This is a genomic window from Paraburkholderia monticola (assembly GCF_001580545.1).
GTDB classification, from domain to species: Bacteria; Pseudomonadota; Gammaproteobacteria; order Burkholderiales; family Burkholderiaceae; genus Paraburkholderia; species Paraburkholderia monticola.
The window spans coordinates 50,403-75,071 of record NZ_LRBG01000011.1; the positions used below are offsets into that span (position 1 = coordinate 50,403).

Here is a 24,669-nt window from a genome sequence, read left to right on the forward strand (position 1 = left end):
CGTGGCTTTCATGATTCGAACAGCTTGCGCCCAGGTCTGGATGTGGCGCGAGTCCGTGACGAAGCCAGCGGCGTCCCTAGGGGAGCGGCGAGCGGCGACGTCGGAGTTCGGACTGGATGCGGTTCATGCGCGAAAGAATACGATAAGAAAAGCACCGGTGTAAACCATGAATTTGCATCGGCGCTGCATCGAGGCGAATTTGCGGCCTTGCCGCGAGGCTGACATGTTCGGCGCGAACGGCCCACGCGAACTCTCGTTCCAGCGTACGGGCAGGCCGTTTGCGCTTGGGCAATCAGACCGCGTTCGCGAGATCGGCCTCGCTCGTGAACGAGTCCGCGTAGAACTCGTCTTCCGGCAGCTGATGATGCTGCGTGAAATCGCGTTGAGCCGATTCCACCATCACCGGCGCGCCGCACGCATACACCTGGTAGGCCGACAGATCGGGCAGATCCTCGATCACCGCGCGATGCACGAAGCCCGTGCGGCCCGTCCATGCATCGCTCGCGTCGGGCTCGGAGAGCACCGGCACGAACTTGAAGTTCGGAATCTCGCGCGCCCACTGCTCGGCGAGTTCGAGCAGGTACAGGTCTTTCTTGCGACGCGCGCCCCAGTAGAGCGTCATGGGCCGCGTGATGTTCTTGAACACCGCGTGCTCGACGATCGCCTTCAGCGGCGCAAAGCCGGTTCCCGACGCGAGCAGCACGATCGGCTTGTCCGAGTCTTCGCGCAGGAAGAACGTGCCGAGCGGCGCCTCGAAGCGCAGGATGTCGCGCTCTTTCATCGTGTTGAAGACGTGATCCGTGAAGGCGCCGCCGGGCATGTGGCGGATATGCAATTCGATCGGCCCTTCGGCGTGCGGCGCGCTCGCCATCGAATAGCTGCGGCGCTTGCCGTCCTTCAGGATGAACTCGAGGTACTGGCCGGCCAGATATTGCAGACGTTCGTTGGCGGGCAGTTGCAGCTTCACGACGATCACGTCGTCGGCCTTGCGCTCGATCGCGTTCACGCGGCACGGCAGCTTCTTGACCTGCACGTCGCCGACGCCGGCCACTTCGCGGATGTCGACTTCGAGATCGGAGCACGCCGTCGCGCAGCACAGGAGCGCCATGCCGCGGGTCTTTTCGTCGTTCGACAATGCCGACGACGAATGCGCGCGCTGTTCGACCTCGCCGCTCACGACCGTGCCCTTGCACGAACCGCACGCGCCGTTCTTGCAGCCGTACGGCAGGCCGATGCCTTGACGCAGGGCTGCCGAGAGCACCGGTTCGTCCTGTTCTACCTGAAACTGCCGGCCGCTTTGCCGGAGCGTGACGTTAAAAGCCATAAAGTGTTCGAAATCGAAAAGTCGGAATCTTAATCGGACCCGCCGGATTAACCGCGCGGTACCTTGTTGCGTGTGACCGCTACAATGCGTCCACCATGAATGCGACACGAAACTTCCGCCGGCCGCGCGTGCTGATCGTAGGATGCGGCGACGTCGGCATGCGCTGCGTGCCTCTGTTGCGGCCGCGCGCGCATGTCTTCGCGTTGACGAGCCATGCCGTGCGCTGCGCCGAGTTGCGTGCCGCGGGCGTCACGCCGCTCGTCGGCGATCTCGACGTGCGCCGCAGCCTCAAGCGGCTCGCGCGCCTCGCGCCGACGGTGCTGCATCTCGCGCCGCCGCAGAAGTCCGGCGACGACGATCGACGCACTCGCGCGCTGCTGGCAACGCTAGGCGCCGCGGGCCGCGGCAGCGCTTCTGCGGCGAGGTCGCCGGTCGCGCCGATCGCGCGACTGCGCCGCGCGCGCGCTTCAGGTATGGACGCTGAAACACCCGGTATTGTACCCGACGGGGTGCGCCGGACCGCCCGTTCGCGCGCCCCGGTGCGCATCGTTTACGCGAGCACGACGGGCGTCTACGGCGATTGCGGCGGCGCATGGATCGACGAAACGCGCGCGCTGCGGCCCGCGAATGCGCGCGCGAAACGGCGCGTGTCGGCCGAGCGGCAGTTGCGGGCCGCGACCGCGCGCGGCAGCGTCGCCGCGAGCATCGCACGGATCCCGGGCATCTACGCGCGCAGCCGTCTGCCGCTCGCGCGGCTCGAAAAAGGCACGCCGGCGCTCGTCGAGGCCGACGACGTCTACACGAATCACATCCACGCCGACGACCTCGCCGCGATCCTCGTGCGTCTCGCGACGCATGGCCGGCCCGCGCGGGCGCTGCACGCCTCCGACGATTCGTCGCTGAAAATGGGGGATTATTTCGACGCGGTCGCCGACGCGTTCGGACTCGCGCGTGCGCCGCGCATCACGCGCGCGCAGGCCGAGCAGCAGATCGATCCGATGCTGCTGTCGTTCATGCGCGAGTCGCGCCGGCTCGTGAACCGGCGTCTGAAGGAAGAATTGCGCGTGCGTCTGCGCTATCCGAGCGTCGACGATTTTCTGCGCGCAGCGGCGGGCAAGGGCGCTTAGGCCACACCGTCCCCCACGCGCATCAGGTCAGCGCAGGCAGCACTTCCAGCAACAGGAAACACAGCATGCCGCCGATCAGCGCACCGATCAGGTTCGGATGGTACTTGTGCCGCAGCCGCATGATGACCAGCGATCCGCCGACCAGCAGCAGCGCAAAGCAGATAAACACAATCATCGCGTGTGAAAACGCCATCGTGCCGTTGATATACATGGCGCCCCTCCTTGAAACCTTTGTAGTCGTTTGTTTAGACGAGTATAGGGCGACAAGAAAGCAACGGCATGTTGCGGCGCAGCGGCCTATGTGCGGCACACCGCAATGCGCGCGGGCTTTCTCCAGCGCATCAAGGGCTTAGGTTGGCACTCTCCATGCAGTAGTCGTTTACCCGGCCCGCAGCGCGGCGAGCCCGGCTTCGTCGAGCCATTGCCAGGCGCCTGACGCCAACGCCGCGGGCAGCGCGAGCCCGCCGATCCGCTCGCGATGCAGCGCCTCGCAGCGGTTGCCCGAAGCCGCGATCATCCGCTTGACCTGGTGGTATTTGCCTTCGAGCACGGTGAGCGCGAGCGTGTGGGTGTCGCGCGCCTCAGCGTCGAGCGCGGCGCTCGGCTTCGTCTCGCCGTGCAGCAGCACGCCGGCGCGCAACGCGGTGAGCTGCGCGTCGTCGAGCGGATGGCGGGTGGTCGCGACGTAGAGCTTCGGCACCTTGCGTTTGGGCGACGTGAACTGATGCACGAACTTGCCGTCGTCGGAGAGCAGCAGCAGGCCCGTGGTGTCCTGATCGAGACGGCCGACGCACTGCACGCCGCGCTCGGCGAACTGCGGCGGCAGCAGGCTGAACACGCTCGGATGATGCTGCGGATCGCGCGAGCATTCATACCCCGCGGGTTTGTTCAGCAGCAGATAGGCGTGCTCGCGATACGGCCATTCGATGCCGTCGACGCTAAAGCGCAACGCGCCGCCAGCGACGGCGAAATCGGCGTCGGCATCGGTGCAGACGGCACCGTCGACGCTGACGCGAGCGTCGCCGATCAGCGCGCGGCACTGGCGGCGCGAACCGAAACCTTGGGTAAAGAGGATGCTTTCGAGATTCATGGCGAGCGAAGAATAACACCGCAAGAAGCGGAGCGCCCCGCAGGTCCTGAGCGCCGACGATGGATGCCTCACGTCAACCCTCGGGAGTGCCTCGATGTCCGCCACGTCTTCCTCTTCGTCGTCTTCGCCTTCGCCTTCGCCTTCCCCTTCGCCCGGTAATGCGCGCGGTTTGCCCCGTGCGTTCCAGCGCCTCGCCTGGTCGAACCTGTGCGCGCAATCGGCCGAGCAGATCAGCCTCGCCGCCGCGCCGCTCGTCGCCGTGTTCGCGCTCGGCGCCGACGCGCGCGACACCGGTCTGCTGCAAACCGCGCAGACGCTGCCGTTCCTGTTGCTGTCGATGCCGCTCGGCGTATGGGCCGACCGTCGTTCGCGCCGCGTATTGATGACGCTCGCCGAAAGCGTGCGCGTCTGCGCGATGCTGTGCGTGCTGCTGCTCGTGCTCACGCATGCGCTGAACCTGCCTCTGCTCGCCGCGCTCGGCTTCGTCGCCGCGACGGGCACGGTCGCCTACAACGTCGCGGCGCCGTCGCTGGTGCCGTCGATCGTGCCGCGCGAGGCCTTTGCGAGCGCCAACGGCCGGCTCGAACTCGCACGCAGCGTCGCGTATTCGGCGGGGCCGGCGCTCGGCGGCGTGCTGGTCGGCTGGATCGGCGCGGGCTGGGCGTATGGCGGCGCGGCGGCGTTGTCGGCCTGCGCGGTCGCGTTGCTGGCGGGATTGCGCGAGCCGCCGCGCGCGGCCGCGCCGCGGCGGCACTTCATGCTGGAGCTGCGCGACGGCACGCGCTTCGTGCTGCGCGATTCCTTGCTGCTGCCGATGCTGCTCACCGCCGTGTTCTTCAATCTCGGCTTCTTCATCGTTCAGGCCGTGTATGTGCCTTACGCGGTGCATCGGCTCGGGCTCGATGCGTCGGCGGTCGGCGTGACGCTCGGCGCCTATGGTGTCGGCATGGTGTGCGGCGCGCTCGCCGCGCCCGCGATCGCGCGACGTCTCGCGTTCGGCCGTCTGCTGATCATCGGACCGTCGTTCGGCCTGCTCGCGTCGCTGGTGATGGTCGCGACGCTCGTCGCGCCGTCGTTCTGGCTCGCGCTCGCGAGCTTCTTCCTGCTCGGCGCGGGACCGATCCTGTGGGTCGTCGGCTCGACGACGCTGCGTCAGGCGATCACGCCCGAACGGATGATCGGCCGCGTGTCCGCGCTGATCAGCACCGCCACTTACGGCGCGCGGCCAGTGGGCGCGCTGCTCGGTGCCGTGCTCAGCGCGCGCTGGAGCATCGATGTGTGTCTCGTCGTGGCGGCGCTCGCGTTTTCCGTGCAGGCGCTGATCATCGTGATGTCGCCGGCGGCGCGGCTGATTGGCATTCCCGAGCAGAGCGCGGCGACGTGCTGAGCCTGAAGCAAGGCGGGCGGTGAAGCCCCCATGCGCCCCGATGAAAATGGATTTTCATCGGGGCGCAGCATCGAGCGGACGCTAAACGCCCTTGTCTGAAGGGCTATGGTCGGTGAAAACCCTCGAAAGATGAAAATGAATTTTTTTTGTCCTGCATTTCATGTAAATATAATTTCATCGAATCGCTCGGAACAACCGCGCCTCTCCGCTCGCATGATCCATCACCCGTCCGCTGTGCCGAACCCCGCCGAAGAAGCCATTGCCGCGCGCATCGCCGCCGCGATGCCGACGCTCACGCCGATCCATCAGCGCATGGGCGAGTACGTGCTGGCCAATCTGTTCCGCGCGGCGACGATGCGTATCGACGAACTCGCGAGCGTGGTCGGCGCGTCGGTCGCGAGCGCGAACCGCTTCGCGCGCGCGCTCGGCTTCGACGGTTATCCGCAGTTTCGCGAGGCGCTCGTGCGCGGTTTCGAGGCGACGCTCGCGCCGGTCGAGCGGCTGCGCAGCGCGCAGGAAACGCTCGCGGCCGGTGACGATCTGATCGACGCGTCGCTCGAGCAGGCTGCCAACAATCTGCACGCAACGCGCACCACGATCGATCGCGCGGCCGCCGAGGCCGCCGTCGAGGCGATCATCGCCGCGCGCCGCGTGTTCGTGATCGGCTTCGGCGCCAGCGCGTTTCTCGCGAGCCTGATGGAGCACGGGCTGCTGCCGTATCACGACAACGTGCATTCGCTTGCGCTGAGCGGCGGCCCGTCGCATGCGGCGCGGCACCTCGTGCGCTCGGGTGCGGGCGACCTCGTGATCGGCATCGCGTTTCCGCGCTATGTCGAGGACACGATCGAACTCGCGCGCCTCGCGTCCGAACGCGGCGCGCGCGTGCTCGCGCTCACCGACGGCCCGCGCTCGCCGCTCGTGCGGTTCGCTGAGCTGTCGCTGTTTGTCCGCACCGACCGGCGTCTCGCGTCGAATGCCGATTCGGCCGTGCTGGCGGTGATCGAAGCGTTGTGCGATGCCGTGGCGTATCGCGCGCAACGCTCGGTCAAGGCGGCCGCCGAGTTCAGCGAATTCGTGCTGCCGTGGCTGTTCGATCCGCAGTCCGCTGCGGCCGGCGCCGCGCCGGAACCGGCGCGTGCCGCGAGCAAGGTCGCGCGCGCGAAGCCCGGGAAGGACAAACGCGGCGACGGCGCGAAGGCCGGCAACGACACCCAGGCCAAAGGCGTAAAAGCCAGGGATACCGAAGCGAAAGCCATCGCCGCGGCCCGCACCCCTCGAACCCCTCGCACTCCACGATCCAAACGATGAACTCCAACGCAGTCATTGCCATTCATGGCGGAGCAGGAACGATCCTGCGCACCTCGATGTCGGCCAGCGCCGAAGCCGACTATCACGCGGCGCTCAACGCGGTGCTGAGCGCCGGCCAGCGCGTGCTCGCCGAGGGCGGCAGCGCGCTCGACGCGGTCAGCGAAGCGGTGCGTCTGCTCGAAGACTGCGCGCTCTTCAACGCGGGCCACGGCGCGGTCTACACCGCGGCCGGCACGCACGAGCTCGACGCGGCGATCATGGACGGCCGCACGCTCGATGCCGGCGCGATCTGTTGCGTGAAGCGCGTGCGCAATCCGGTTCTCGCCGCGCGCCTCGTGCTGGAGCGCAGCGACCACGTGCTGTTCGCGGGTGAAGGCGCGGAAGCGTTCGCGGCCGCGCAGGGGCTCGAATTCGTCGATAACAGCTACTTCGATACCGACGCGCGCTATCGTCAATGGCAAGTCGCGCGCGAGCAGCAGCGCCCGATGCTCGATCACGACGCCGCGACGCTCGCGAGCGCGGCGTCGAACGTCAACGAGCCGACGCCGCACGAGCCGATCGATCCGAACCGCAAGTTCGGCACCGTCGGCGCGGTCGCGCTCGATCGCCACGGGCATCTCGCCGCGGCGACTTCGACGGGCGGCGTGACCAACAAGCAGGTGGGCCGCGTCGGCGACACGCCGCTGATCGGCGCGGGCTGCTACGCGGACGACGCGACCTGCGCCGTCTCGACCACCGGCTCCGGCGAAATGTTCATGCGCATGGTCGCCGCTTACGACGTCGCCGCGCAGATGGCTTATCGCCAGGTCTCGCTCGAAGAAGCCGCGCACGACGTCGTGATGAACCGCCTGCCGAAGATCGACGGACGCGGCGGCCTCGTCGCCGTCGACGTGCACGGCAACGTGACGCTGCCATTCAATACCGAGGGCATGTACCGCGGCTTCGCGCGGTTGGGCGAGGCGCCGGTGACGGCGATCTATCGCTAGCGGTCGGCGCGCGTCGCCGGCTAAACCCCCTTAGCCGCGTTCGAATTCAAAGCAAAGGAATCACCGTGCCGACTTCCTCGCACACCGCCAGCACGCTCATCGAAACCCTGCCGCCGCAGCGCGTGCTCGCGGTCGACGATCTGACGGTCGCGTTCCGCGGCGGCGACTCGACCTTCAACGCGGTGCGCAATCTGTCGTTCACGGTCGAGCGCGGCGAGACGCTCGCGATCGTCGGCGAATCGGGCTCGGGCAAGTCGGTCACGTCGCTGGCGCTGATGCGCCTGATCGAGCATGGCGGCGGCCGTCTGGCCGGCGGCAGCATCGCGTTCCGGCGCCGCGACGGCAGCGTGCTCGATCTCGCGAAGGCTTCATCCGGCACGATGCGCACGGTTCGCGGCGCCGACATCGCGATGATCTTTCAGGAGCCGATGACCTCGCTCAACCCGGTCTTCACGGTCGGCGACCAGATCAGCGAGGCGATCGCGCTGCACCAGGGCAAGAGCCACGAGGCCGCGCGCGCCGAAACCTTGCGTCTGCTCGAACTCGTGCGGATTCCCGAGGCGAAGCGCGTCGCCGCGCGTTATCCGCATCAGCTATCGGGCGGCATGCGCCAGCGCGTGATGATCGCGATGGCGCTGTCGTGCAGGCCCGCGCTCCTGATCGCCGACGAGCCGACCACCGCGCTCGACGTGACGATCCAGGCGCAGATCCTGCAACTGATCCGCGGCTTGCAGGACGAGATGAACATGGGCGTGATCTTCATCACGCACGACATGGGCGTGGTCGCCGAAGTGGCCGACCGCGTGCTCGTCATGTATCGCGGCGAGAAGGTCGAGGAGGGCGCATCGGATGCGCTGTTCGCCGCGCCGTCGCATCCGTACACGAAGGCGCTGCTCGCGGCGGTGCCGCGGCTCGGCTCGATGCACGGCACCGATCAGCCCGCGCGCTTTCCGATCCTGACGGTCGAGCAGGCCGGCGCGAACGGCGCCGATGCCGCGGTCCAGCCGGCCGCGGCGGTTGCCGAAGAAGCCCAGCCGCTCGTGCGCGAGGACACGCCGCCGATTCTGCGGGTGCGCGATCTGGTCACGCGCTTTCCGGTTCGCAGCGGCCTGTTCGGCCGCATGACGGGCCGCGTGCACGCGGTCGAAAAAGTCAGCTTCGATCTGCGGCCCGGCGAGACGCTCGCGCTCGTCGGCGAATCGGGCTGCGGCAAGTCGACCACGGGCCGCTCGTTGCTGCGGCTCGTCGAAAGTCAGAGTGGCTCCATCGAATTCGCCGGCAAGGAAATCAGCTCGCTGAGCGGGCCCGCGTTGCAGGCGTTGCGGCGCGACATCCAGTTTATTTTCCAGGACCCGTTCGCCTCGCTGAATCCGCGCCTGACGGTCGGTTTCTCGATCATGGAACCGCTGCTCGTGCATGGCGTCGCACAAGGTGCCGAAGCGCAGGCGCGCGTCGCGTGGCTGCTCGAGAAGGTCGGCTTGCCGGCCGAGGCCGCGCGCCGCTATCCGCACGAGTTTTCGGGCGGGCAGCGTCAGCGTATCGCGATTGCGCGCGCGCTCGCGTTGAATCCGAAAGTCGTGATCGCCGACGAATCCGTATCCGCGCTCGACGTCTCCGTGCAGGCGCAGATCGTCAATCTGATGCTCGATCTGCAACGCGAACTCGGCGTCGCGTATCTGTTCATCTCGCACGACATGGCGGTGGTCGAGCGCGTGAGCCATCGCGTCGCGGTGATGTATCTCGGCCAGATCGTCGAGATCGGGCCGCGTCGCGCGGTGTTCGAGGCGCCGCAGCATCCGTACACGAAGAAGCTGATGAGCGCGGTGCCGGTCGCCGATCCGGCGCGCCGTCACGCCAGACGCGTGCTGGCCGCCGACGATATTCCGAGCCCGATCCGCGCGCTGCACGACGAGCCGCTCGTCGCGCCGCTCGTCGCGGTGGGACCGGATCACTTCGTCGCCCGGCATCGCGTCGGCGGTGCTTATTGAGCGCGGCGCCCCATCGAAGCACAACCCGCAGTATCCGCAAGCGAAGCACAAGCCAACCATAACGACCCTGTCACACCCTTAACTCGCAGCCTGGAGCAAGCTCATGAACCTGCTGTTTCCGTCCTCTCCGTTTCGTTTGCGCGCGCTGGTCAGCGGCGGCGCGGTGGTGTTCGCGATGCTCGCGGGCAATCTGGCGCACGCCGAAACCACGGCCGTGATGGCCGTCGCGTCGACCTTCACGTCGCTCGATCCGTACGACGCGAACGACACGCTCTCGCAAGCGGTCGCGAAGTCGTTCTACCAGGGGCTGTTCGGCTTCGACAAGGACATGAAGCTCGGCAACGTGCTCGCCGAGAGCTATGAGGCGAGCCCCGACGCGCGCGTCTATACGATCAAGCTGCGCCATGGCGTGAAGTTCCAGGACGGCACCGACTTCAACGCGGCCGCGGTGAAGGCGAACTTCGACCGCGTGACCGATCCGGCGAACAAGCTCAAGCGCTACAACATGTTCAGCCGCATCGAGAAGACCGAGGTCGTCGATCCGTACACGGTGCGCATCACGCTGAAGGCGCCGTTCTCGGCGTTCATCAACGTGCTCGCGCATCCGTCGGCGGTGATGATCTCGCCGGACGCGATGAAGAAGTACGGTAAGGACATCGGCTTTCATCCGGTCGGCACGGGTCCGTTCGAACTCGTGAAGTGGGACCCGGCCGGCGACCTGACCGTGAAGAAATTCGACGGCTACTGGAAGAAGGGTTATCCGAAGATCGATGCGATCGACTGGAAGCCTGTCGTCGACAACAACACGCGTGCCGCGCTGATGCGCACCGGCGAAGCGGACTTCGCGTTCCAGGTGCCGTTCGAGCAGGCCGCGCAACTGCAGTCGAGCCCGAAGGTCGATCTGATCGCGGCACCGTCGATCATCGAGCGCTATATCAGCATGAACATGAACCAGAAGCCCTTCGACAATCCGAAGGTGCGTCAGGCGCTGAACTACGCGGTCAACAAGGAGGCGCTGACGAAGGTCGCGTTCGCCGGTTATGCGACGCCGGCCGATGGCGTGGTGCCCGAAGGCGTCGATTACGCGGCGAAGCTCGGGCCCTGGCCGTACGATCCGGCGAAGGCGCGCGAACTGCTGAAGGAAGCGGGCTACCCGAACGGCTTCGAAACGACGCTGTGGTCGGCCTATAACTACTCGACCGCGCAGAAGGTGATCCAGTTCGTGCAGCAGCAGCTCGCCCAGGTCGGCATCAAGGCGAGCGTCGAGGCGCTCGAAGCGGGTCAGCGCGTCGCCAAGGTCGAAACCGCGCAGGACCCGGCGACCGCGCCGGTGCGCATGTACTACGCGGGCTGGTCGTCGTCGACCGGTGAAGCGGACTGGGCGATCAGCCCGCTGCTCGCGGGCTACTCGTTCCCGCCGAAGATGGTCAACACCTCGTACTACAAGAACGACACGGTGGACAACGATCTGAAGCAGGCGCTCGAAACCACCGACCGCACGCAGAAGACTGCGCTCTACACCGACGCGCAGAAGCACATCTGGGCCGACGCGCCGTGGATCTTCCTCGTCAAGGAGAAGGTCGTGTACGCGCGCAGCAAGCGCTTGTCGGGTGCTTACGTCGCGCCGGACGGCTCGTTCAACTTCGACGAGATCGCGATCAAGTGATGCGCTGACGAGGCGGCATGCGCAGGCGGCGGTTCGCGCCACCGTCTGCGCCGCTGCACACGAATCCTCATTGGCCGCTCATCCGCCGCTCATCTGCCGGACTGGTTTCATGCTGAACTTCCTCGCCAAACGTCTTCTAGGCCTGCTGCCGACGCTCTTCATCGTCGCCGTGCTGGTGTTCCTGTTCGTGCATCTGCTGCCGGGCGATCCGGCGCGGCTCGCCGCCGGTCCCGAAGCGGACGAGGCGACCGTCGCACTGGTGCGCACCGACCTCGGCCTCGACAAGCCGCTGCCGCAGCAGTTCGTGCGTTTCTTCTGGCGGATGGCGCATGGCGACTTCGGTACCTCGACGCGCAGCAAGCGGCCGGTGAGCCAGGAGATCGCGGAACGCTTCATGCCGACGCTGTGGCTGACGATCGCGAGCATGGTGTGGGCGGTCGTGATCGGCATGGCGATCGGCATCGCTTCGGCCGTATGGCGCAACCGCTGGCCGGACCGGCTCGGCATGACGCTCGCGGTTTCGGGCATTTCGTTTCCGGCGTTCGCGCTCGGCATGCTGCTGATGGAGATCTTCTCGGTGCAGCTCGGCTGGCTGCCGATCGTCGGCGACGGTTCGTGGCGCAGCTACGTGCTGCCGTCGCTGACGCTCGGCGCGGCCGTCGCGGCGGTGATGGCGCGCTTTACGCGGGCGTCGTTCGTCGAAGTGCTGCACGAGGACTTCGTGCGCACCGCGCGCGCGAAGGGCGTGCCGGAGCGGCTCGTGATCCTCAAGCACTGCCTGCGCAACGCGCTGATCCCCGTCGTCACGATGATGGGCCTGCAGTTCGGTTTTCTGCTCGGCGGCTCGATCGTCGTCGAGGTGGTGTTCAACTGGCCGGGCCTGGGCCGTTTGCTCGTCGATGCGGTGGCGATGCGCGACTATCCGATCATCCAGGCCCTGGTGCTGTTGTTCTCGCTCGAATTCGTCATCATCAATCTGATCGTCGACATGATGTACGCGGTGATCAACCCGACCATCCGTTTCAAGTGAGGCCCGCATGAGCACCACTGCCACCGGGCCGAATGAGGCCAATCCCGCTGCCGCCGAACGCGCGATCCGTACGCCGTGGAACGAGTTCTGGCGCAAGTTCCGCAAGCAGCATGTCGCGATGGCCGCCGGCGTGTTCGTGCTGCTCCTGATCGTGGTCGCGATCATCGCGCCGCATATCGTGCCGTACGACCCCGAGAATTTCTTCGACTACGATGCGCTGAACGCGGGGCCGTCGGCCGCGCACTGGTTCGGCGTCGATTCGCTGGGCCGCGATATCTTCAGCCGCATCCTCGCCGGTTCGCGGATTTCGCTGGAGGCGGGCTTTCTTTCGGTGGCGATCGGCGCGCTGATCGGCACGTTCTTCGGACTGCTTGCCGGCTACTACGAGGGCTGGTGGGATCGCATCACGATGCGCGTCGCCGACGTGCTGTTCGCGTTCCCCGGCATCTTGCTCGCGATCGGCGTGGTCGCGATTCTCGGCAACGGCATGATCAACGTGATCTGCGCGGTCGCGATCTTCAGCATTCCGGCATTCGCGCGGCTCGTGCGCGGCAATACGCTGATGCTCAAGCAGCTCACCTATATCGAGGCGGCGCGCAGCATCGGCGCATCGGACTGGACGATCATCGTGCGGCATATTCTGCCGGGCACGATTTCCTCGGTCATCGTGTACCTGACGATGCGCATCGGCACCTCGATCATCACGGCGGCGAGCCTGTCGTTTCTCGGCCTCGGCGCGCAGCCGCCGACGCCCGAGTGGGGCGCGATGCTCAACGAAGCCCGCGCCGACATGGTGACCGCGCCGCACATCGCGCTGTTTCCGAGTCTCGCGATCTTTCTGACGGTGCTTGCGTTCAACCTGCTCGGCGACGGTCTGCGCGATGCGCTCGATCCGAAGCTGGACCGGCCGTGAGTTCGACCATGGGCATGAGTCACTATTCAGGCGAGCAGGCGCCGCATATCGGCACCTTGCCGGCTGGTCCGCTCGGCACGATCGCGGATGTGGACGGTGTCAGCGTCGGGCACTGCACGCTCGCTGAAGGCGCGCACCAGACCGGCGTGACCGTGATCCGGCCGCATCGCGGCGATCCGTTCGTCGACAAGGTCCCGGCCGCCGCGTCGGTGATCAATGGCTTCGGCAAGAGCATTGGGCTCGTGCAGCTCGACGAACTCGGCACGCTCGAGACGCCGATCGCGCTGACCAACACGTTCGGCGTCGGCGCGCTCGTAGAGGCGCAGATTCGTGCGGCGATTCGCGCGAATCCGCGCATCGGCCGAGAATGGTCGACGGTCAATCCGCTCGTGTTCGAATGCAACGACGGCTATCTGAACGATATTCAGGCGCTCGCCATCACCGGACAGCATTTCGACGAAGCATTCGATGCCGCGAGTAGCGATGTCGCGGGCGGTGCGGTCGGCGCGGGGCGCGGCATGTCGTGCTTCGATCTGAAGGGCGGGATCGGCACGGCGTCGCGCGTCGTGAATACGGCGGGGCATGACTACACCGTCGGCGCGCTGGTGCTCGCGAACTTCGGCCGTCTGCCGATGCTGACGATCGACGGCACGCCGCTCGGCCGCACGCTAGCGGCGCGCGCGGCGCAGGCCGAGGCGGCCGATGCAGCGGCTCGCGCCGACGCCAATGCAAGCGCCGGCAAACCCGAGCAAGGCTCGATCATCATGATCGTCGCGACCGATGCGCCGCTCGACGCGCGTCAGCTGAAACGCTTGTCGCTGCGTGCGGCGGCCGGTCTCGCGCGCACGGGCTCGGTGTACGGCCACGGCAGTGGCGATATCGCGCTGGCGTTTTCGACCGCCTACACGGTGCCGCATGGCGCGGACTTCGTCGCGCTGCCGCCGCTCGTCGCCGATCACGGTCTGGACCCGCTGTTTCGCGCCTGCGCCGACAGCGTCGAGCAGGCGATCCTCGATGCGTTGTGGAGCGCCGAATCCGTCACCGGCCGTGACGGCCATCGGCGCCTGTCGCTGCGCGACGCGGTGCCGGACCTTGCCGAACTGCTAAGGAACCCTGCTCGATGAAAGTCCTGATCTCCACCGACATCGAAGGCATCGCCGGTGTCTTCCATGCCGAGCAAACGCGCGCGGGCAACGGCGAATACGAAGCCGCGCGCCGCTGGATGACGCTCGAAGCCAACGCCGCCATCGAAGGCGCGTTCGCGGGCGGTGCGAGCGACGTATGGGTCAACGATTCGCACGGCGGCTTTCGCAACCTGCTGCCCGATCTGCTCGATCCGCGCGCCCAGCTCGTGCTGGGCAAGCCGCGCACGCTCGGCATGATGGCCGGGCTCGAATACGGCGCGTCGCTCGTCTTCATGATCGGCTATCACGCGAAGGCGCAAACGCGCGGCATCCTCGCGCACACGGTCAACAGTTTCGCGTTCGCGCGCGTCGCGTTCAACGGTGTCGAGCTGGGTGAAGCGGGGCTGTACGGCGCGCTCGCCGAAGAATACGGCGCGCGGGTCGCGCTTTTATCGGGCGACGATGTATTCGCCGAGGAAACCGCGCCGCGTTTTCCGGGCGCGCGCTTCGTCGTCACCAAGACGGCGACCGGCCAGGCGAGCGGCGTCACGCTCTCGCCCGCGAGCGTGCGCGAGGCGCTACAAGCGGCCGCGCGCGACGTGGTCCATCAGCATGTCGAAGCGGGCCGTGCGCCGGCCGCGACGCGCGCGCAGCCGCGAGCGGTCGACTGCGAACTGCGGGTGCAAACGAGCGGGCTCGCCGATCTGTTCTGCCAATGGCCGACGCTCACGCGCATCGATGGCGTGACGCTGCGCTTTAGCGCCGCGTCGGCCGAGCATGCGGTGCGGATGCTGAACTGCCTGTCGGCGATGTCGTTCATGTTGCGCTGAAGCGCCTTACGTCGAGCCGCTGGCAACAGATTGCCGCAGCGGCTTACTGCTGCTGCCGGCTCAACTCGCGCGCCGCGTGATCGATCGCTTCCGCCACCGCGCCGGCGTGCGACACCGGCGCGAGATGGCTCGACGCGATCGGCACCACCTTCGCGCCGATTCGCGCGGCGATCGCTTTCTGCAGATCGGGCGACACCGCGCGGTCTTTCGTCGTCACCACGTACCACGACGGTTTGTCTTTCCAGCCGACCTGATCGACCGGTTCGGCGAATGCACTCGCGGCGATCGGCACCTGGGCGGCGGCGAGCACGCGGGCCACGATCTCGGGCACGTCGGCGGCGAGGTCGGCGTGATAGCGCGCACGGTCGACCCACAGAAAGCCGTTCGCGTCCTTACTGAGGGCCGTGTCGGCCGGCATTGGCCCGTTTCCCTTCATTGCATCCATCGCCGATTCGTGCAGTTGCGGCGCGAGCGCGGCGACATAGACGAGACCGGCGACGTTCGGCGCATTCGCGGCGACCTCGGTGATCACGACGCCGCCCCACGAATGCCCGACCAGCAGCACCGGACCGTTCTCGCGCGCGAGCACGCGGCGGGTCGCGGCGACATCGTCGGCGAGCGAGGTCAGCGGGTTCTGCACCGAACTGACGTGATAACCCTTCTGTTGCAGCTTCGCGACCACGCCGTTCCAGCTCGATCCGTCGACGAACGCGCCATGCACGAGCACGATATTGCGCACCGGCCCGCCGGGCATGGCGGCAGGTGACGGATTGGGCGCAGCGGCGGTGGGCGCCGGCGCTGGCTGGCCGGTTGCCTGCGAGGCGGAGTCGCCGGCCGGTTGCTGGACGGTGGGCGCTTCGGCCGGCGCCGGTTGCATGGGGGGCGCGGCAGGCGCCGTTTGCGCCAGCGCGGACGTGCTCACGCCCGCGAAACAGAGGCACAACACGGCGGCGCGCAACTGACGATGGGGCAACATGTTGAAGCTCCCGGGCTGAGAGTGGACTTCGGCAACATACCCAGGCGCGATTCTCATGACAATCACAATCCGCGGAGTTAAGTGCGGCGCAGAACGAACGCGGCGGGTCCGCATGTCAGAGGAATATCGGCCGGGGTAAAATTATGGGTTTTGCCGGGCCGGACCTTGCCGTCCGCCCGACTGATTCGCCAGGGTGCCGCCAAGGCGCTGCCTTGCGCGGCGATCTCCACACAGCAGGGCGTCATGAATAGTGCACAGCAGCAAGAGGGCCTGAAGCGCGGGCTCAAGAATCGCCACATCCAGTTGATCGCGCTGGGCGGCGCGATCGGCACGGGGCTTTTTCTCGGCTCCGCCAGCGTTCTGCAGGCCGCCGGTCCGTCGATGATCCTCGGCTACGCGATCGGCGGCGTGATCGCGTTCATGATCATGCGCCAGCTCGGCGAGATGGTCGCGCAGGAGCCGGTCGCCGGCTCGTTCAGCCACTTCGCCTACAAGTACTGGGGCGACTTTCCGGGCTTCCTGTCGGGCTGGAACTATTGGGTGCTGTATGTGCTCGTCAGCATGGCCGAGTTGACCGCGGTCGGCACCTACGTGCATTTCTGGTGGCCGGGCGTGCCGACCTGGCTGTCGGCGCTGGTGTGCTTCGCGCTCATCAACGCGATCAATCTCACCAACGTGAAGGCCTACGGCGAAACCGAGTTCTGGTTCGCGATCATCAAGGTCGTGGCGGTGATCGGCATGATCGTGTTCGGCGGCTATCTGCTGATTAGCGGTCATGGCGGCCCGCAGGCGTCGGTCGCGAACCTGTGGAGCCACGGCGGCTTTTTCCCGCACGGCTTTCACGGGCTCTTCATGATGCTCGCCGTGATCATGTTCTCGTTCGGCGGGCTGGAGCTGATCGGCATCACGGCCGCCGAAGCCGCGGAACCGCAGAAAAGCATTCCGAAGGCGGTGAATCAGGTGATCCTGCGGATTCTGATTTTCTATATCTGCTCGCTCGCGGTGCTGCTCTCGCTCTATCCGTGGAACGAGGTGGCGGCGGGCGGCAGCCCGTTCGTGATGATCTTCTCGCAGATCGGCTCGACACTGACCGCCAACGTGCTGAACGTGGTGGTGCTGACGGCGGCGCTGTCGGTCTACAACAGCGGCGTCTACGCGAATAGCCGCATGCTGTACGGTCTCGCCGAGCAGGGCAACGCGCCGCGCGCGCTGCTGAAGGTCGACCGGCGCGGCGTGCCGTATCTGGCGATCGGCCTGTCGGCGCTCGCGACGTTCGCGTGCGTGATCATCAACTACCTGATCCCGGCCGAAGCGCTCGGCCTGCTGATGTCGCTCGTGGTCGCCGCACTGGTGCTGAACTGGGCGCTGATCAGCCTCACGCATCTGAAGTCGCGCAAGGCGATGGTGGCCGCGGGCGAAACGCTGGTGTTCCGCTCGTTCTGGTTCCCGGTCAGCAACTGGATCTGCCTCGCGTTCATGGCGCTGATCCTCGTGATCCTGGCGCTGACGCCGGGCTTGTCGGTCTCGGTGTGGCTGGTGCCGGCGTGGCTCGTGCTGATGTGGGTCGGCTACGTGATCAAGCGCCGGCGCGAGCTGGCGCGCGCTGGCGTCGGGGCCGTGAGCCGATAAACCCTGGCCTGCACGCCCGGCGTTCCCGACATAGGTCGGCCGGGTGTGGGCGAGCGCACAGATCGATTTTTGCGAACCGGTAACCTCTGTCCGATCGACAGAGGATCGCCATGTTCAACGCAAGCACCGTACGTACCAGGTCGAACCTCAGCGTGGGTGCCGCGCTCCTTCTGCTGATCGCGATCGCCTGCCTCGCGCTGCGCATCCTGCACGTCGTGGCGAAGTTTCGCGGCCATGCGCCCGACGCCTTCGGCGACTTCAATTTCTACCTGTACGCCTTCAGCGTCGTGCTGCACGACCCGGCACGCCTTTACGACCACGATGCGCTGATCGCGTTTCTGCAGGGTATGGGCGCGCGCTCGACGGGCGACGACATCTTCTACGCCTATCCGCCGCAGTTTGCGCTGATGTTCGCGCCGCTGGCGCAATTGACGCCGCTCGCCGCGAAGATCGTCTGGGTGTCCGTGTCGGTCGTGCTGTTCGCGGTGGGCCTGTACCTCCTCATCAGGATGGCGTACCGCGGCGGCGAGCGCGGCGTCGGCCTGCTGCTGGTGGCGGTCGCTCTGCTGAGCTTTCCGCTCGTCGAGGATACCTACGACGGCCAATCGAACGAACTACTGTTCTTCCTGCTGGTTGCGACCTTCGCGCTGGTCGAGCGTGGCAAAGGCTATGCCGCGGGCCTCTTTCTTGGCTTCGCGATGGCGATCAAGCTCACGCCGGTGGCTGTCGCCGGCTTGCTGTTGCTGCGACGCGAATGGCGCACGTTCGTGATCGCGAGCGTGGTCGCGATTGCGCTGACGTTGATCACCGGCGCTCGCCTCGGCTTCGATGTGTTGTGGCATTACGTCGTGTCGGACATGCCGCGGCTGAACGGCATGGCGCTCGCCATGAGCGGTGGCGGCGCGCCGATGAACAATGCCGTGCGGGGCGCGATGCAGACGCTATCGACGACCTTCGGCATGCCGATGTCCGCCGCGCTGCTCTCTATCGCTTCGCACGCGCTGGTGGCGGCGGCCTGCGCGCTGTCCGCGTATCTGGTGTTCCGCCGCCATCGGGACAACCGCATCGACTACGCGCTCGCCGCGATGACGATGCTCGTCGCCTATCCGATTCTCGAGCCGATCCATATGGTGCTCGCGTTGATCCCGCTGCTGATCCTGCTGGGCACCGCGTTCGAAGCGCGCGGCGAGCAACTGTCGGCGCTCGCGCCGAGATGGGAGATGCTGTTCGCGGCCGTGGTGGTGGTCCTGCTGTTCTTCGCGGCGAAGTTCGTGTCCTATACCGTCGCGGCGCTGATCATCTACGGGCTTTGTGTCGCAAGGTACTTTCCGCCGGTGGCACTGGGGCGGCAGCAAGCTTATCGGGCTGGATGAGCGATCGAGGCGCCTGCGCGCATCAGTCGATCCGGCCGGGACAATCATTCCGTCTGCCTAAACTCGCTGTGGCAGAGCCTTGGCGAAAAACTCCGTCGCGCGGCGCACCCGCGCCGGTACGAAGCGACGTTTCGGCCAGATCAGGCTGACGTCTCTGACCTCGCGGATAAATTCATCGAGTATCGTGATCACGTCCGGATCACGCAGTTCGTCGGCGAGAGAAACCTTGGCGAACAGGCCGATGCCGACGCCGGCCAGCACCCCGGCCCGGATCGTTTCGACACTATTGGACGACAGATTGCCGCGCACGGTTACGCTGAATCGACCTTCGGGTCCGACGAACGGCCAATTCACCGACTCCACGAGGCCGCCATATAAAAGGCAATTGTGATCGACGAGTTCAGCGGGGGTCTTCGGTATGCCGTGCTGCTCGAAGTAGCGCCGCGAGCCCACGCATACGAGCGGGGTGCTGGCCACGCGCCGCACCACCGCATCAGGGTCGTTCACTGGGCCCACCCGGATCGCCAGATCGATCCGGTCTTCCACCATATCTCGTACGAAGTCCGAAAGAACAAGGTCGACCTGAAGACCGGGGTTCAGTGACAACAGCTCGGGTATCAGCGGAAGCACGTGCAGACGGCCAAACGTCCCGGACGTGGCGATCCTGATCAGCCCCGAGGGATTGCGCGTACTGCTCGTCAGTTCGCCGTCGACTTCATCCATCTCCTCGACCAGCGGTTTGGTCCGCTCGTAGTATCGCTGCCCCTGATCCGTCAGCGTCACGCTACGCGTGCTGCGATTGAATAGCCTCACGCCGAGGCGTTTTTCCAGCGCGCCGATGGCCTTGCTGATGCCGGACTGCGAATCGCCGGTTCTGCGCGCCGCGGCGGAAAAACCGCCTGCTTCGACGACGGCGATGAAAGCGTTCAATTCATGAAACCGATCCATTGCGTTCCCCGCGTTTGATCCATTCTTTCCAAGAATAGATCTTATGAGAAATCCGCGGATTATCATTTTCGGCGACCGCAATTAGGATGGTTCTGTCATTCACACAGACAGAGGGTTTCAATGTCCACGCTCGCAGGCAAGATTGCTGTCATTAGCGGCGCAACGACCGGTATCGGTTTGGCGATTGCCCGGCGCTTCGTTTCCGAAGGCGCGCACGTGTTTATTTTCGGCCGTCGGCAAGCACAGCTCGACGCGGCGGCCGAACTGCTCGGACACGACGTCACCGCGATCCGGGCTGACGCCGCGGACCTCGCCGACCTTGATCGTGTCGCCGCGGCAGTGCGCGACAAAACGGGGCGCGTCGACATCGTCGTGTCGAACGCGGGCTATACGGAGCAGGCCTCGATCGACACGCTCACGCCCGAGCATTTCGACAAGGCGTTCAATCTGATGGCGCGCGGCCCCGTGTTCCTCGTGCAGAAGCTGCTGCCGATGATGAAAGACCGTGGCTCGATCGTGCTGGTGTCGTCGGCCATGCACGTCATGGGCATTCCGGGCCACACCGCGTACGCGGCGACGAAGGCGGCGTTGCGTTCCTACGCCCGCACCTGGGCCGCGGAATTCAAGGATCGCGGCATTCGCGTCAACATGCTCAGCCCCGGCGTTACCGACACGCCCATTCTCGACTCGCAGTCGGCGCCACGCGATGAGCTGATCGACATGTACCAGAGCATGGTGCCGCTCGGTCGGCTAGCCCGCGCCGGGGAGATTGCGAGTGCCGCGCTGTTCCTCGCGTCCGACGAGAGTTCGTACGTTACGGGTGCCGATCTGATGGCCGATGGTGGCATTGGGCAAGTCTGATCGCGGAGACATCGCATGGCCAACTTCGACGTGCTGTTTAGTTCCTACCGGCTGAACGCCCTCGACTTGCCGAACCGCGTCGTCATGGCGCCGATGACTCGCTCCAGGTCTCCGGACGGCGTGCCGAGCGCCGAAGTCGCCAGCTACTATCGCCGCCGCGCGGAGAAGGGCGTCGGTCTCATCATCACGGAGGCGGCGGGGATCGGCCGTCCGGCCGCGCTCAATGAGCCCGATATGCCCCGCTTCCATGGCGAAGCGGCGCTCGCAGGCTGGAAGAAGGTGGTGGACGAGGTTCACGCGGCGGGTGGGCGCATCGCGCCGCAACTGGTTCATGTGGGACACAAGCGCTCGAACCTGACACCCGACTGGACGCCATCCGCGCCGTATGAAAGCCCTTCGGGGTTGTCAGTGACAGGCGAGCGCATCAGCCAGCCGATGAGCGAATCCGATGTGGCCGATGCGATCGACGCCTTCGCGCGTGCAGCGTCGGATGCCGAAAGGCTCGGGTTCGATGCAATAGAACTGATGGGCGCGCATGGCTACCTCATCAATCAGTTCTTCTACGACCATCTGAACTTGCGCAACGACGGATATGGCGGCGCGACGCTCGTCGAACGCTCCCGGTTCGCGGTCGAGATTCTGAAGGCGGTCCGGACGGTGGTCTCCCCCGGCTTCCCGGTGATTGTTCGTCTCTCGCAGTGGAAGCCGAAAGACTTCAATGCACGGCTTGCCGAGACGCCGAAGGCGCTGGAACAGTGGCTGACCGTGCTCGTCGAGGGCGGCGCGGACGCCTTCCATCTGTCGCAGCCAAGATTCTGGCAGCCCGCCTTCCCTGAGATCGACCGAGAGCTGAATCTCGCCGGCTGGGCAAAGAAGCTCACGGGCGTGACCGCGATCACCGTCGGCGCCGTCGGTTTGTCTGGCGACGTGTACGAATCCCTTGCGGGCAAGAGCGCCCAAGCCACGTCGCTAAACGGACTGCTCGCGCGGCTGGAGCGCGACGAGTTCGATCTGGTGGCAGTCGGACGCGCGTTGTTGCAGGACCCCGCCTGGCTCGAGAAGGTACGGCGAAATCGCCTCGACCAGATTGCGGACTTCACGCCGACCGCGTTTGCCACCTTGCGTTAGTCACTGCACCCGGTGGCCGAGACGATAACTCCGACTTCACTTGAAGGAACTCACCATGACCTATTCCACGATCGGCTCCAGCGGCCTGGGCGCTGCGCTTGCCCGCCAGTTCGGTTGCAGCGGCATTGCCGTTGGCATTGCAAATACGCGCGGTCCGGAGTCGATCGAGACCATCGCAAAGCAACTGGCATCGCAGGTCACCGCGATGACTCAGCAAGGTGTGCTCAGCAAGGACCTTCTCTTAGTCGCCGTTCCTCTGCGCACGAACAGCTCAGTCGACGCGAAGAACACCGACGACATCTCGCCGGATGAACTGATTGGGCTCCTGAATATCCCGAGATAATCGACGATGGGATTCTTAAGATGACGTAGGTGCGCCTCACCCCGTAACGTCACGCGACTTTCGCGAACTGGCCACGGGAGGCTGCGTCTTTCGACATCGATTCACGCACGCAGCGCGCGAACTCCAGTGCCGCCGGCTGGGCCGTCCTGGGCAAGCGCAGACAGATGGCGAATGGCGGCAGCGCGGGCAAGCCGGCCGGGTGGGGCGAGAGCGTTTCCAGGTCTGCCGGCACCGTCGAGGCGAGCCAGGCCGTGATCGCGAGTCCCGCTCGCACGGTGGCGGCGGTCGCCTCGATGTTGCCGCTCTCGAATACGGTGCGCCAGGCAATGCCTTCGTCCGCGAGAGCGCCGAGTACCACGGGACGGAATGCGCAGCGTTCGTCCACCATCGAAAGCGGTAACGGCCGCTTCTGCCACGCGTCGCTGCCGCGGCCCTTTACCCACACCAGCGGCTCGATATGAACCACTTCACCTTCGGCTTCGCTCGCGACGTATTCGACCAGCGACACGTCAATGCGGCCGTTATTCACCGCTTCGCCCAGTTCCGGCGATGCCGCGCACACCAGCGAAATCTCCACGTGTGGATGCGCTTCGGCGAACGCTTTCATCGCGGGCGCGAGCGGTGTGACGAGATCGTAGGGCACGCCGACGCGCAAGCTGCCGCGCAGCGATTCGCTCATCATGTCGGCCCAGATTTCGTCGTTCAGTCGCAGCAGTTCGCGCGCCTTGACGAGAAACTGCTCGCCTTGCCGTGAGAGTTCCAGCTTGCGCGTCTTACGCACGAACAGCAGGCAGTCCAGCAAGTCTTCGAGGCGTTTCACCTGCTGACTGACGGCACCTTGAGTCATGTGCAACTGATTCGCGGCGACGGTCATGCTGCCGCTATCCGCAACGGCGACGAACGTACGGATCAGATCGAGATCGAAGTTTCGAGTCATTGACGCATTACGCTGCCTAATGAAAGTCATCAACACTATTCGCTTTCATAATGCGCTGCTGTTCCATACAGTGCAAGCGTCGAACACTCGAATGCGCGCCGATGACTTCCTCCATCTTTCCGCTTTTTCTGTTCGTCGCCGTCGCGACCGTGACGCCCGGCGGCGCAACCACGCTGGCCACCGCGTCGGGAGCTCGCTTCGGTTTTGCGCGCTCGATTCCGCTGATGCTCGGCATCGCCATGGGTCTCGCCGTGCTTGCTGCCGTTGCCGCGCTCGGGCTCGGCAAGCTGCTGCTCGCGATGCCTGCGTTGCAAACCATCGTGAAAGCGCTCGGTTCCGCGTATCTGCTGTGGCTCGCGTGGCGCATCGCGCGGAGCGGGGCGCCGAACGCGGGCAGCGGCCCAGCGCGGCCGGTCAGCCTCGTCAACGGCATCCTGCTGTTGTGGCTCAATCCGAAAAGCTGGGCGATGACGGTTGCTGCCGCGGCGTCGTTTGCGCTGCTCTCCAGCAGTCCGAACCGGCTCGCGATGCTGCTCGGCGCGTCGTTCGGACTTGCCGCCTGCGCCTCGCTCGCGCTGTGGTGTGCGCTCGGGGTGGTTCTCGCGGGGCTCTTTCGAACGCCGCGCCACTGGCGCATTTTCAACTTCGCCATGGGCGCGTTGTTGGCCGTATCAGTCATCCCGACCTGGAGATAGCCGTGTCTGCTCATCTGTTTGCCGAATCATTCGACCTCGAAGCCGCATTCGGCGATGTGTCGGAATACTGGTCGCCCAAAGTCGTGGCCCAGATCAACGACCAATATGTGAAGGTCGCGAAAGTGCGCGGACAGCTCGTCTGGCACGATCATGCGCACGAAGACGAACTGTTCTTCGTCGTGCGGGGCCACCTCAGGATCGAATATGAAGGCGGTCGTAGCGTCGATCTGCCGGCCGGTTCGATGCACGTGGTGCCGCGCGGCAAGCTGCACAATCCGGTTGCCGACGAGGAATGCTGGATCGTCCTGATCGAGCCCGTGCAGACGAAGCACACAGGCGACGTCGAGTCGCCGCTGACCCGGACAATCGAGGAGCAGTTGCGGTAGTCACGCTGAGTTCACCCTAGGCAGGCTGCGCTACGTGCACTAGTCTTTAGCATGCAAAGCGCTGAGCGCAGCGGTTGGAGATTCGGCTATGAACGGTAAAGCTCTGGTTGCCACGGTCTTGCTGCTGGCTGGATTCATCGGCCCCGAGCTGTCCGCATTTTCTCAGTCGGCGCCCCCGACGTCCGAGACTGCGAAGCAGACCGAAGCGCTGGTCGACAAAGCCGCCGCATTGATTGACAGCAAAGGCAAGGCTGCGTTTTCCGAGTTCAGAGTCAAAGACAGCGAGTGGCTGCATGGGGACACGTATCTATTCGCGTACGATCTGAAGGCAAATGTATTGTTGAACGCAGCCTTCCCAGCCCGGGAGGGGACCAATGTCCACGGTCAGAAAGATACCAATGGCAAGGCGTTTCATGACGCGATGATCCAGGCGGTTCAAACGAAGGGGTCGGGCTGGGTCGATTACATGTTCCTGAGACCCGGTCAGACTCAACCATCGCATAAATGGACCTATGTGAAGGCAGTCAAGATCGACGGCGTGCCAGGCCTGGTGGGTTCGGGCTTCTATTCGGACTAGGTTCACGCCTCGGCTGATCGCCGCAGACCACCGGGCGCGGGTA

At 65.7% G+C, this 24,669-nt stretch carries 24 protein-coding genes; 18 read left to right on the plus strand and 6 right to left on the minus strand.

Annotated features, from left to right (window positions below):
- Positions 1–292: 292 nt before the first annotated feature.
- Positions 293–1,324: a CDP-6-deoxy-delta-3,4-glucoseen reductase gene (locus tag CI15_RS13860; protein ID WP_062128659.1), complete on the minus strand. Its 1,032-nt coding sequence runs from the start codon at positions 1,322–1,324 to the stop codon at positions 293–295.
- A 95-nt stretch (positions 1,325–1,419) separates the two neighbouring features.
- Here CI15_RS13860 and CI15_RS13865 point away from each other — a divergent pair, with 95 nt between their 5' ends.
- A complete protein-coding gene (locus CI15_RS13865; protein WP_062128661.1) occupies positions 1,420–2,451 on the plus strand; it encodes an NAD-dependent epimerase/dehydratase family protein in 1,032 nt (343 codons plus the stop codon).
- A 22-nt stretch (positions 2,452–2,473) separates the two neighbouring features.
- On the opposite strand, the gene CI15_RS13870 is transcribed toward CI15_RS13865, so the two are convergent.
- A complete protein-coding gene (locus CI15_RS13870) occupies positions 2,474–2,662 on the minus strand; it encodes a hypothetical protein (protein WP_062128663.1) in 189 nt (62 codons plus the stop codon).
- Positions 2,663–2,830: 168 nt separating this feature from the next.
- A complete protein-coding gene (locus CI15_RS13875) occupies positions 2,831–3,541 on the minus strand; it encodes a pseudouridine synthase (RefSeq protein WP_062128665.1) in 711 nt (236 codons plus the stop codon).
- A 94-nt stretch (positions 3,542–3,635) separates the two neighbouring features.
- On the opposite strand from CI15_RS13875, the gene CI15_RS13880 reads away from it, so the two are divergent.
- The 9 genes from CI15_RS13880 (at position 3,636) to CI15_RS13920 (ending at position 14,773) form a co-directional block, all read left to right on the plus strand.
- Positions 3,636–4,928, plus strand: coding sequence for an MFS transporter (locus CI15_RS13880; RefSeq protein ID WP_174543229.1), 1,293 nt, complete (start codon positions 3,636–3,638; stop codon positions 4,926–4,928).
- A gap of 213 nt (positions 4,929–5,141) precedes the next feature.
- The gene (locus CI15_RS13885; RefSeq protein ID WP_062128669.1) at positions 5,142–6,236 is read left to right on the plus strand and encodes a MurR/RpiR family transcriptional regulator; all 1,095 of its coding nucleotides are present in this window, start codon (positions 5,142–5,144) and stop codon (positions 6,234–6,236) included.
- The gene (locus tag CI15_RS13890) at positions 6,233–7,222 is read left to right on the plus strand and encodes an isoaspartyl peptidase/L-asparaginase family protein (RefSeq protein WP_062128671.1); all 990 of its coding nucleotides are present in this window, start codon (positions 6,233–6,235) and stop codon (positions 7,220–7,222) included. The genes CI15_RS13885 and CI15_RS13890 overlap by 4 nt, the downstream gene beginning before the upstream one ends.
- Before the next feature lie 65 nt (positions 7,223–7,287).
- Positions 7,288–9,210 carry a dipeptide ABC transporter ATP-binding protein gene (locus CI15_RS13895; protein ID WP_062128673.1) on the plus strand — a complete coding sequence of 641 codons (1,923 nt, stop codon included), beginning with the start codon at positions 7,288–7,290 and terminating at the stop codon, positions 9,208–9,210.
- A gap of 103 nt (positions 9,211–9,313) precedes the next feature.
- Positions 9,314–10,876, plus strand: a complete 1,563-nt coding sequence (gsiB, locus tag CI15_RS13900) for a glutathione ABC transporter substrate-binding protein GsiB (protein WP_062128675.1) — start codon at positions 9,314–9,316, stop codon at positions 10,874–10,876.
- Between the two features lie 109 nt (positions 10,877–10,985).
- Positions 10,986–11,906, plus strand: coding sequence for a glutathione ABC transporter permease GsiC (gene gsiC, locus CI15_RS13905; RefSeq protein WP_062128677.1), 921 nt, complete (start codon positions 10,986–10,988; stop codon positions 11,904–11,906).
- Positions 11,907–11,913: 7 nt separating this feature from the next.
- Positions 11,914–12,819: a glutathione ABC transporter permease GsiD gene (gene gsiD, locus CI15_RS13910; protein WP_062128679.1), complete on the plus strand. Its 906-nt coding sequence runs from the start codon at positions 11,914–11,916 to the stop codon at positions 12,817–12,819.
- 14 nt (positions 12,820–12,833) lie between these two features.
- Positions 12,834–13,943 (plus strand): DmpA family aminopeptidase, encoded by a 1,110-nt coding sequence (locus CI15_RS13915; RefSeq protein WP_062128947.1) that lies wholly within the window; start codon positions 12,834–12,836, stop codon positions 13,941–13,943.
- Positions 13,940–14,773: a M55 family metallopeptidase gene (locus tag CI15_RS13920; protein WP_062128681.1), complete on the plus strand. Its 834-nt coding sequence runs from the start codon at positions 13,940–13,942 to the stop codon at positions 14,771–14,773. The genes CI15_RS13915 and CI15_RS13920 overlap by 4 nt, the downstream gene beginning before the upstream one ends.
- 43 nt (positions 14,774–14,816) lie before the next feature.
- Here CI15_RS13920 and CI15_RS13925 read toward each other — a convergent pair whose 3' ends face one another.
- A complete protein-coding gene (locus tag CI15_RS13925; RefSeq protein ID WP_062128683.1) occupies positions 14,817–15,749 on the minus strand; it encodes an alpha/beta fold hydrolase in 933 nt (310 codons plus the stop codon).
- Between the two features lie 243 nt (positions 15,750–15,992).
- Here CI15_RS13925 and CI15_RS13930 point away from each other — a divergent pair, with 243 nt between their 5' ends.
- Positions 15,993–17,378: an amino acid permease gene (locus CI15_RS13930; RefSeq protein ID WP_062128949.1), complete on the plus strand. Its 1,386-nt coding sequence runs from the start codon at positions 15,993–15,995 to the stop codon at positions 17,376–17,378.
- A 110-nt stretch (positions 17,379–17,488) separates the two neighbouring features.
- Positions 17,489–18,751 carry a glycosyltransferase family 87 protein gene (locus CI15_RS13935; RefSeq protein ID WP_062128684.1) on the plus strand — a complete coding sequence of 421 codons (1,263 nt, stop codon included), beginning with the start codon at positions 17,489–17,491 and terminating at the stop codon, positions 18,749–18,751.
- A gap of 57 nt (positions 18,752–18,808) precedes the next feature.
- Here the strand turns inward: CI15_RS13935 and CI15_RS13940 are convergent, their stop codons facing one another.
- Positions 18,809–19,699 (minus strand): LysR family transcriptional regulator, encoded by an 891-nt coding sequence (locus CI15_RS13940; RefSeq protein ID WP_062128686.1) that lies wholly within the window; start codon positions 19,697–19,699, stop codon positions 18,809–18,811.
- 120 nt (positions 19,700–19,819) lie between these two features.
- Here CI15_RS13940 and CI15_RS13945 point away from each other — a divergent pair, with 120 nt between their 5' ends.
- Genes CI15_RS13945 through CI15_RS13955 form a run of 3 tightly spaced genes read left to right on the plus strand, consistent with a single transcriptional unit; the run spans position 19,820 to position 22,031 of the window.
- Entirely contained in the window at positions 19,820–20,560 is a 741-nt protein-coding gene (locus tag CI15_RS13945) for an SDR family NAD(P)-dependent oxidoreductase (protein ID WP_062128688.1), read from the plus strand.
- A 15-nt stretch (positions 20,561–20,575) separates the two neighbouring features.
- Positions 20,576–21,688 (plus strand): NADH:flavin oxidoreductase, encoded by a 1,113-nt coding sequence (locus tag CI15_RS13950; protein ID WP_062128689.1) that lies wholly within the window; start codon positions 20,576–20,578, stop codon positions 21,686–21,688.
- Between the two features lie 55 nt (positions 21,689–21,743).
- Positions 21,744–22,031 (plus strand): NAD(P)-binding domain-containing protein, encoded by a 288-nt coding sequence (locus CI15_RS13955; RefSeq protein WP_062128691.1) that lies wholly within the window; start codon positions 21,744–21,746, stop codon positions 22,029–22,031.
- Positions 22,032–22,080: 49 nt separating this feature from the next.
- On the opposite strand, the gene CI15_RS13960 is transcribed toward CI15_RS13955, so the two are convergent.
- Complete coding sequence (locus CI15_RS13960; protein ID WP_062128694.1) at positions 22,081–22,968, minus strand: LysR substrate-binding domain-containing protein; 888 nt, start codon at positions 22,966–22,968, stop codon at positions 22,081–22,083.
- Positions 22,969–23,069: 101 nt separating this feature from the next.
- Between CI15_RS13960 and CI15_RS13965 the strand changes: the two genes are divergently transcribed.
- The 3 genes from CI15_RS13965 to CI15_RS13975 all read left to right on the plus strand — a co-directional run bounded on the left by CI15_RS13965 (position 23,070) and on the right by CI15_RS13975 (position 24,626).
- Complete coding sequence (locus tag CI15_RS13965; protein ID WP_062128695.1) at positions 23,070–23,663, plus strand: LysE family translocator; 594 nt, start codon at positions 23,070–23,072, stop codon at positions 23,661–23,663.
- Positions 23,664–23,665: 2 nt separating this feature from the next.
- Positions 23,666–24,049, plus strand: coding sequence for a cupin domain-containing protein (locus tag CI15_RS13970; RefSeq protein WP_062128697.1), 384 nt, complete (start codon positions 23,666–23,668; stop codon positions 24,047–24,049).
- Between the two features lie 88 nt (positions 24,050–24,137).
- The gene (locus CI15_RS13975; RefSeq protein ID WP_062128699.1) at positions 24,138–24,626 is read left to right on the plus strand and encodes a cache domain-containing protein; all 489 of its coding nucleotides are present in this window, start codon (positions 24,138–24,140) and stop codon (positions 24,624–24,626) included.
- Positions 24,627–24,669 lie beyond the last annotated feature (43 nt).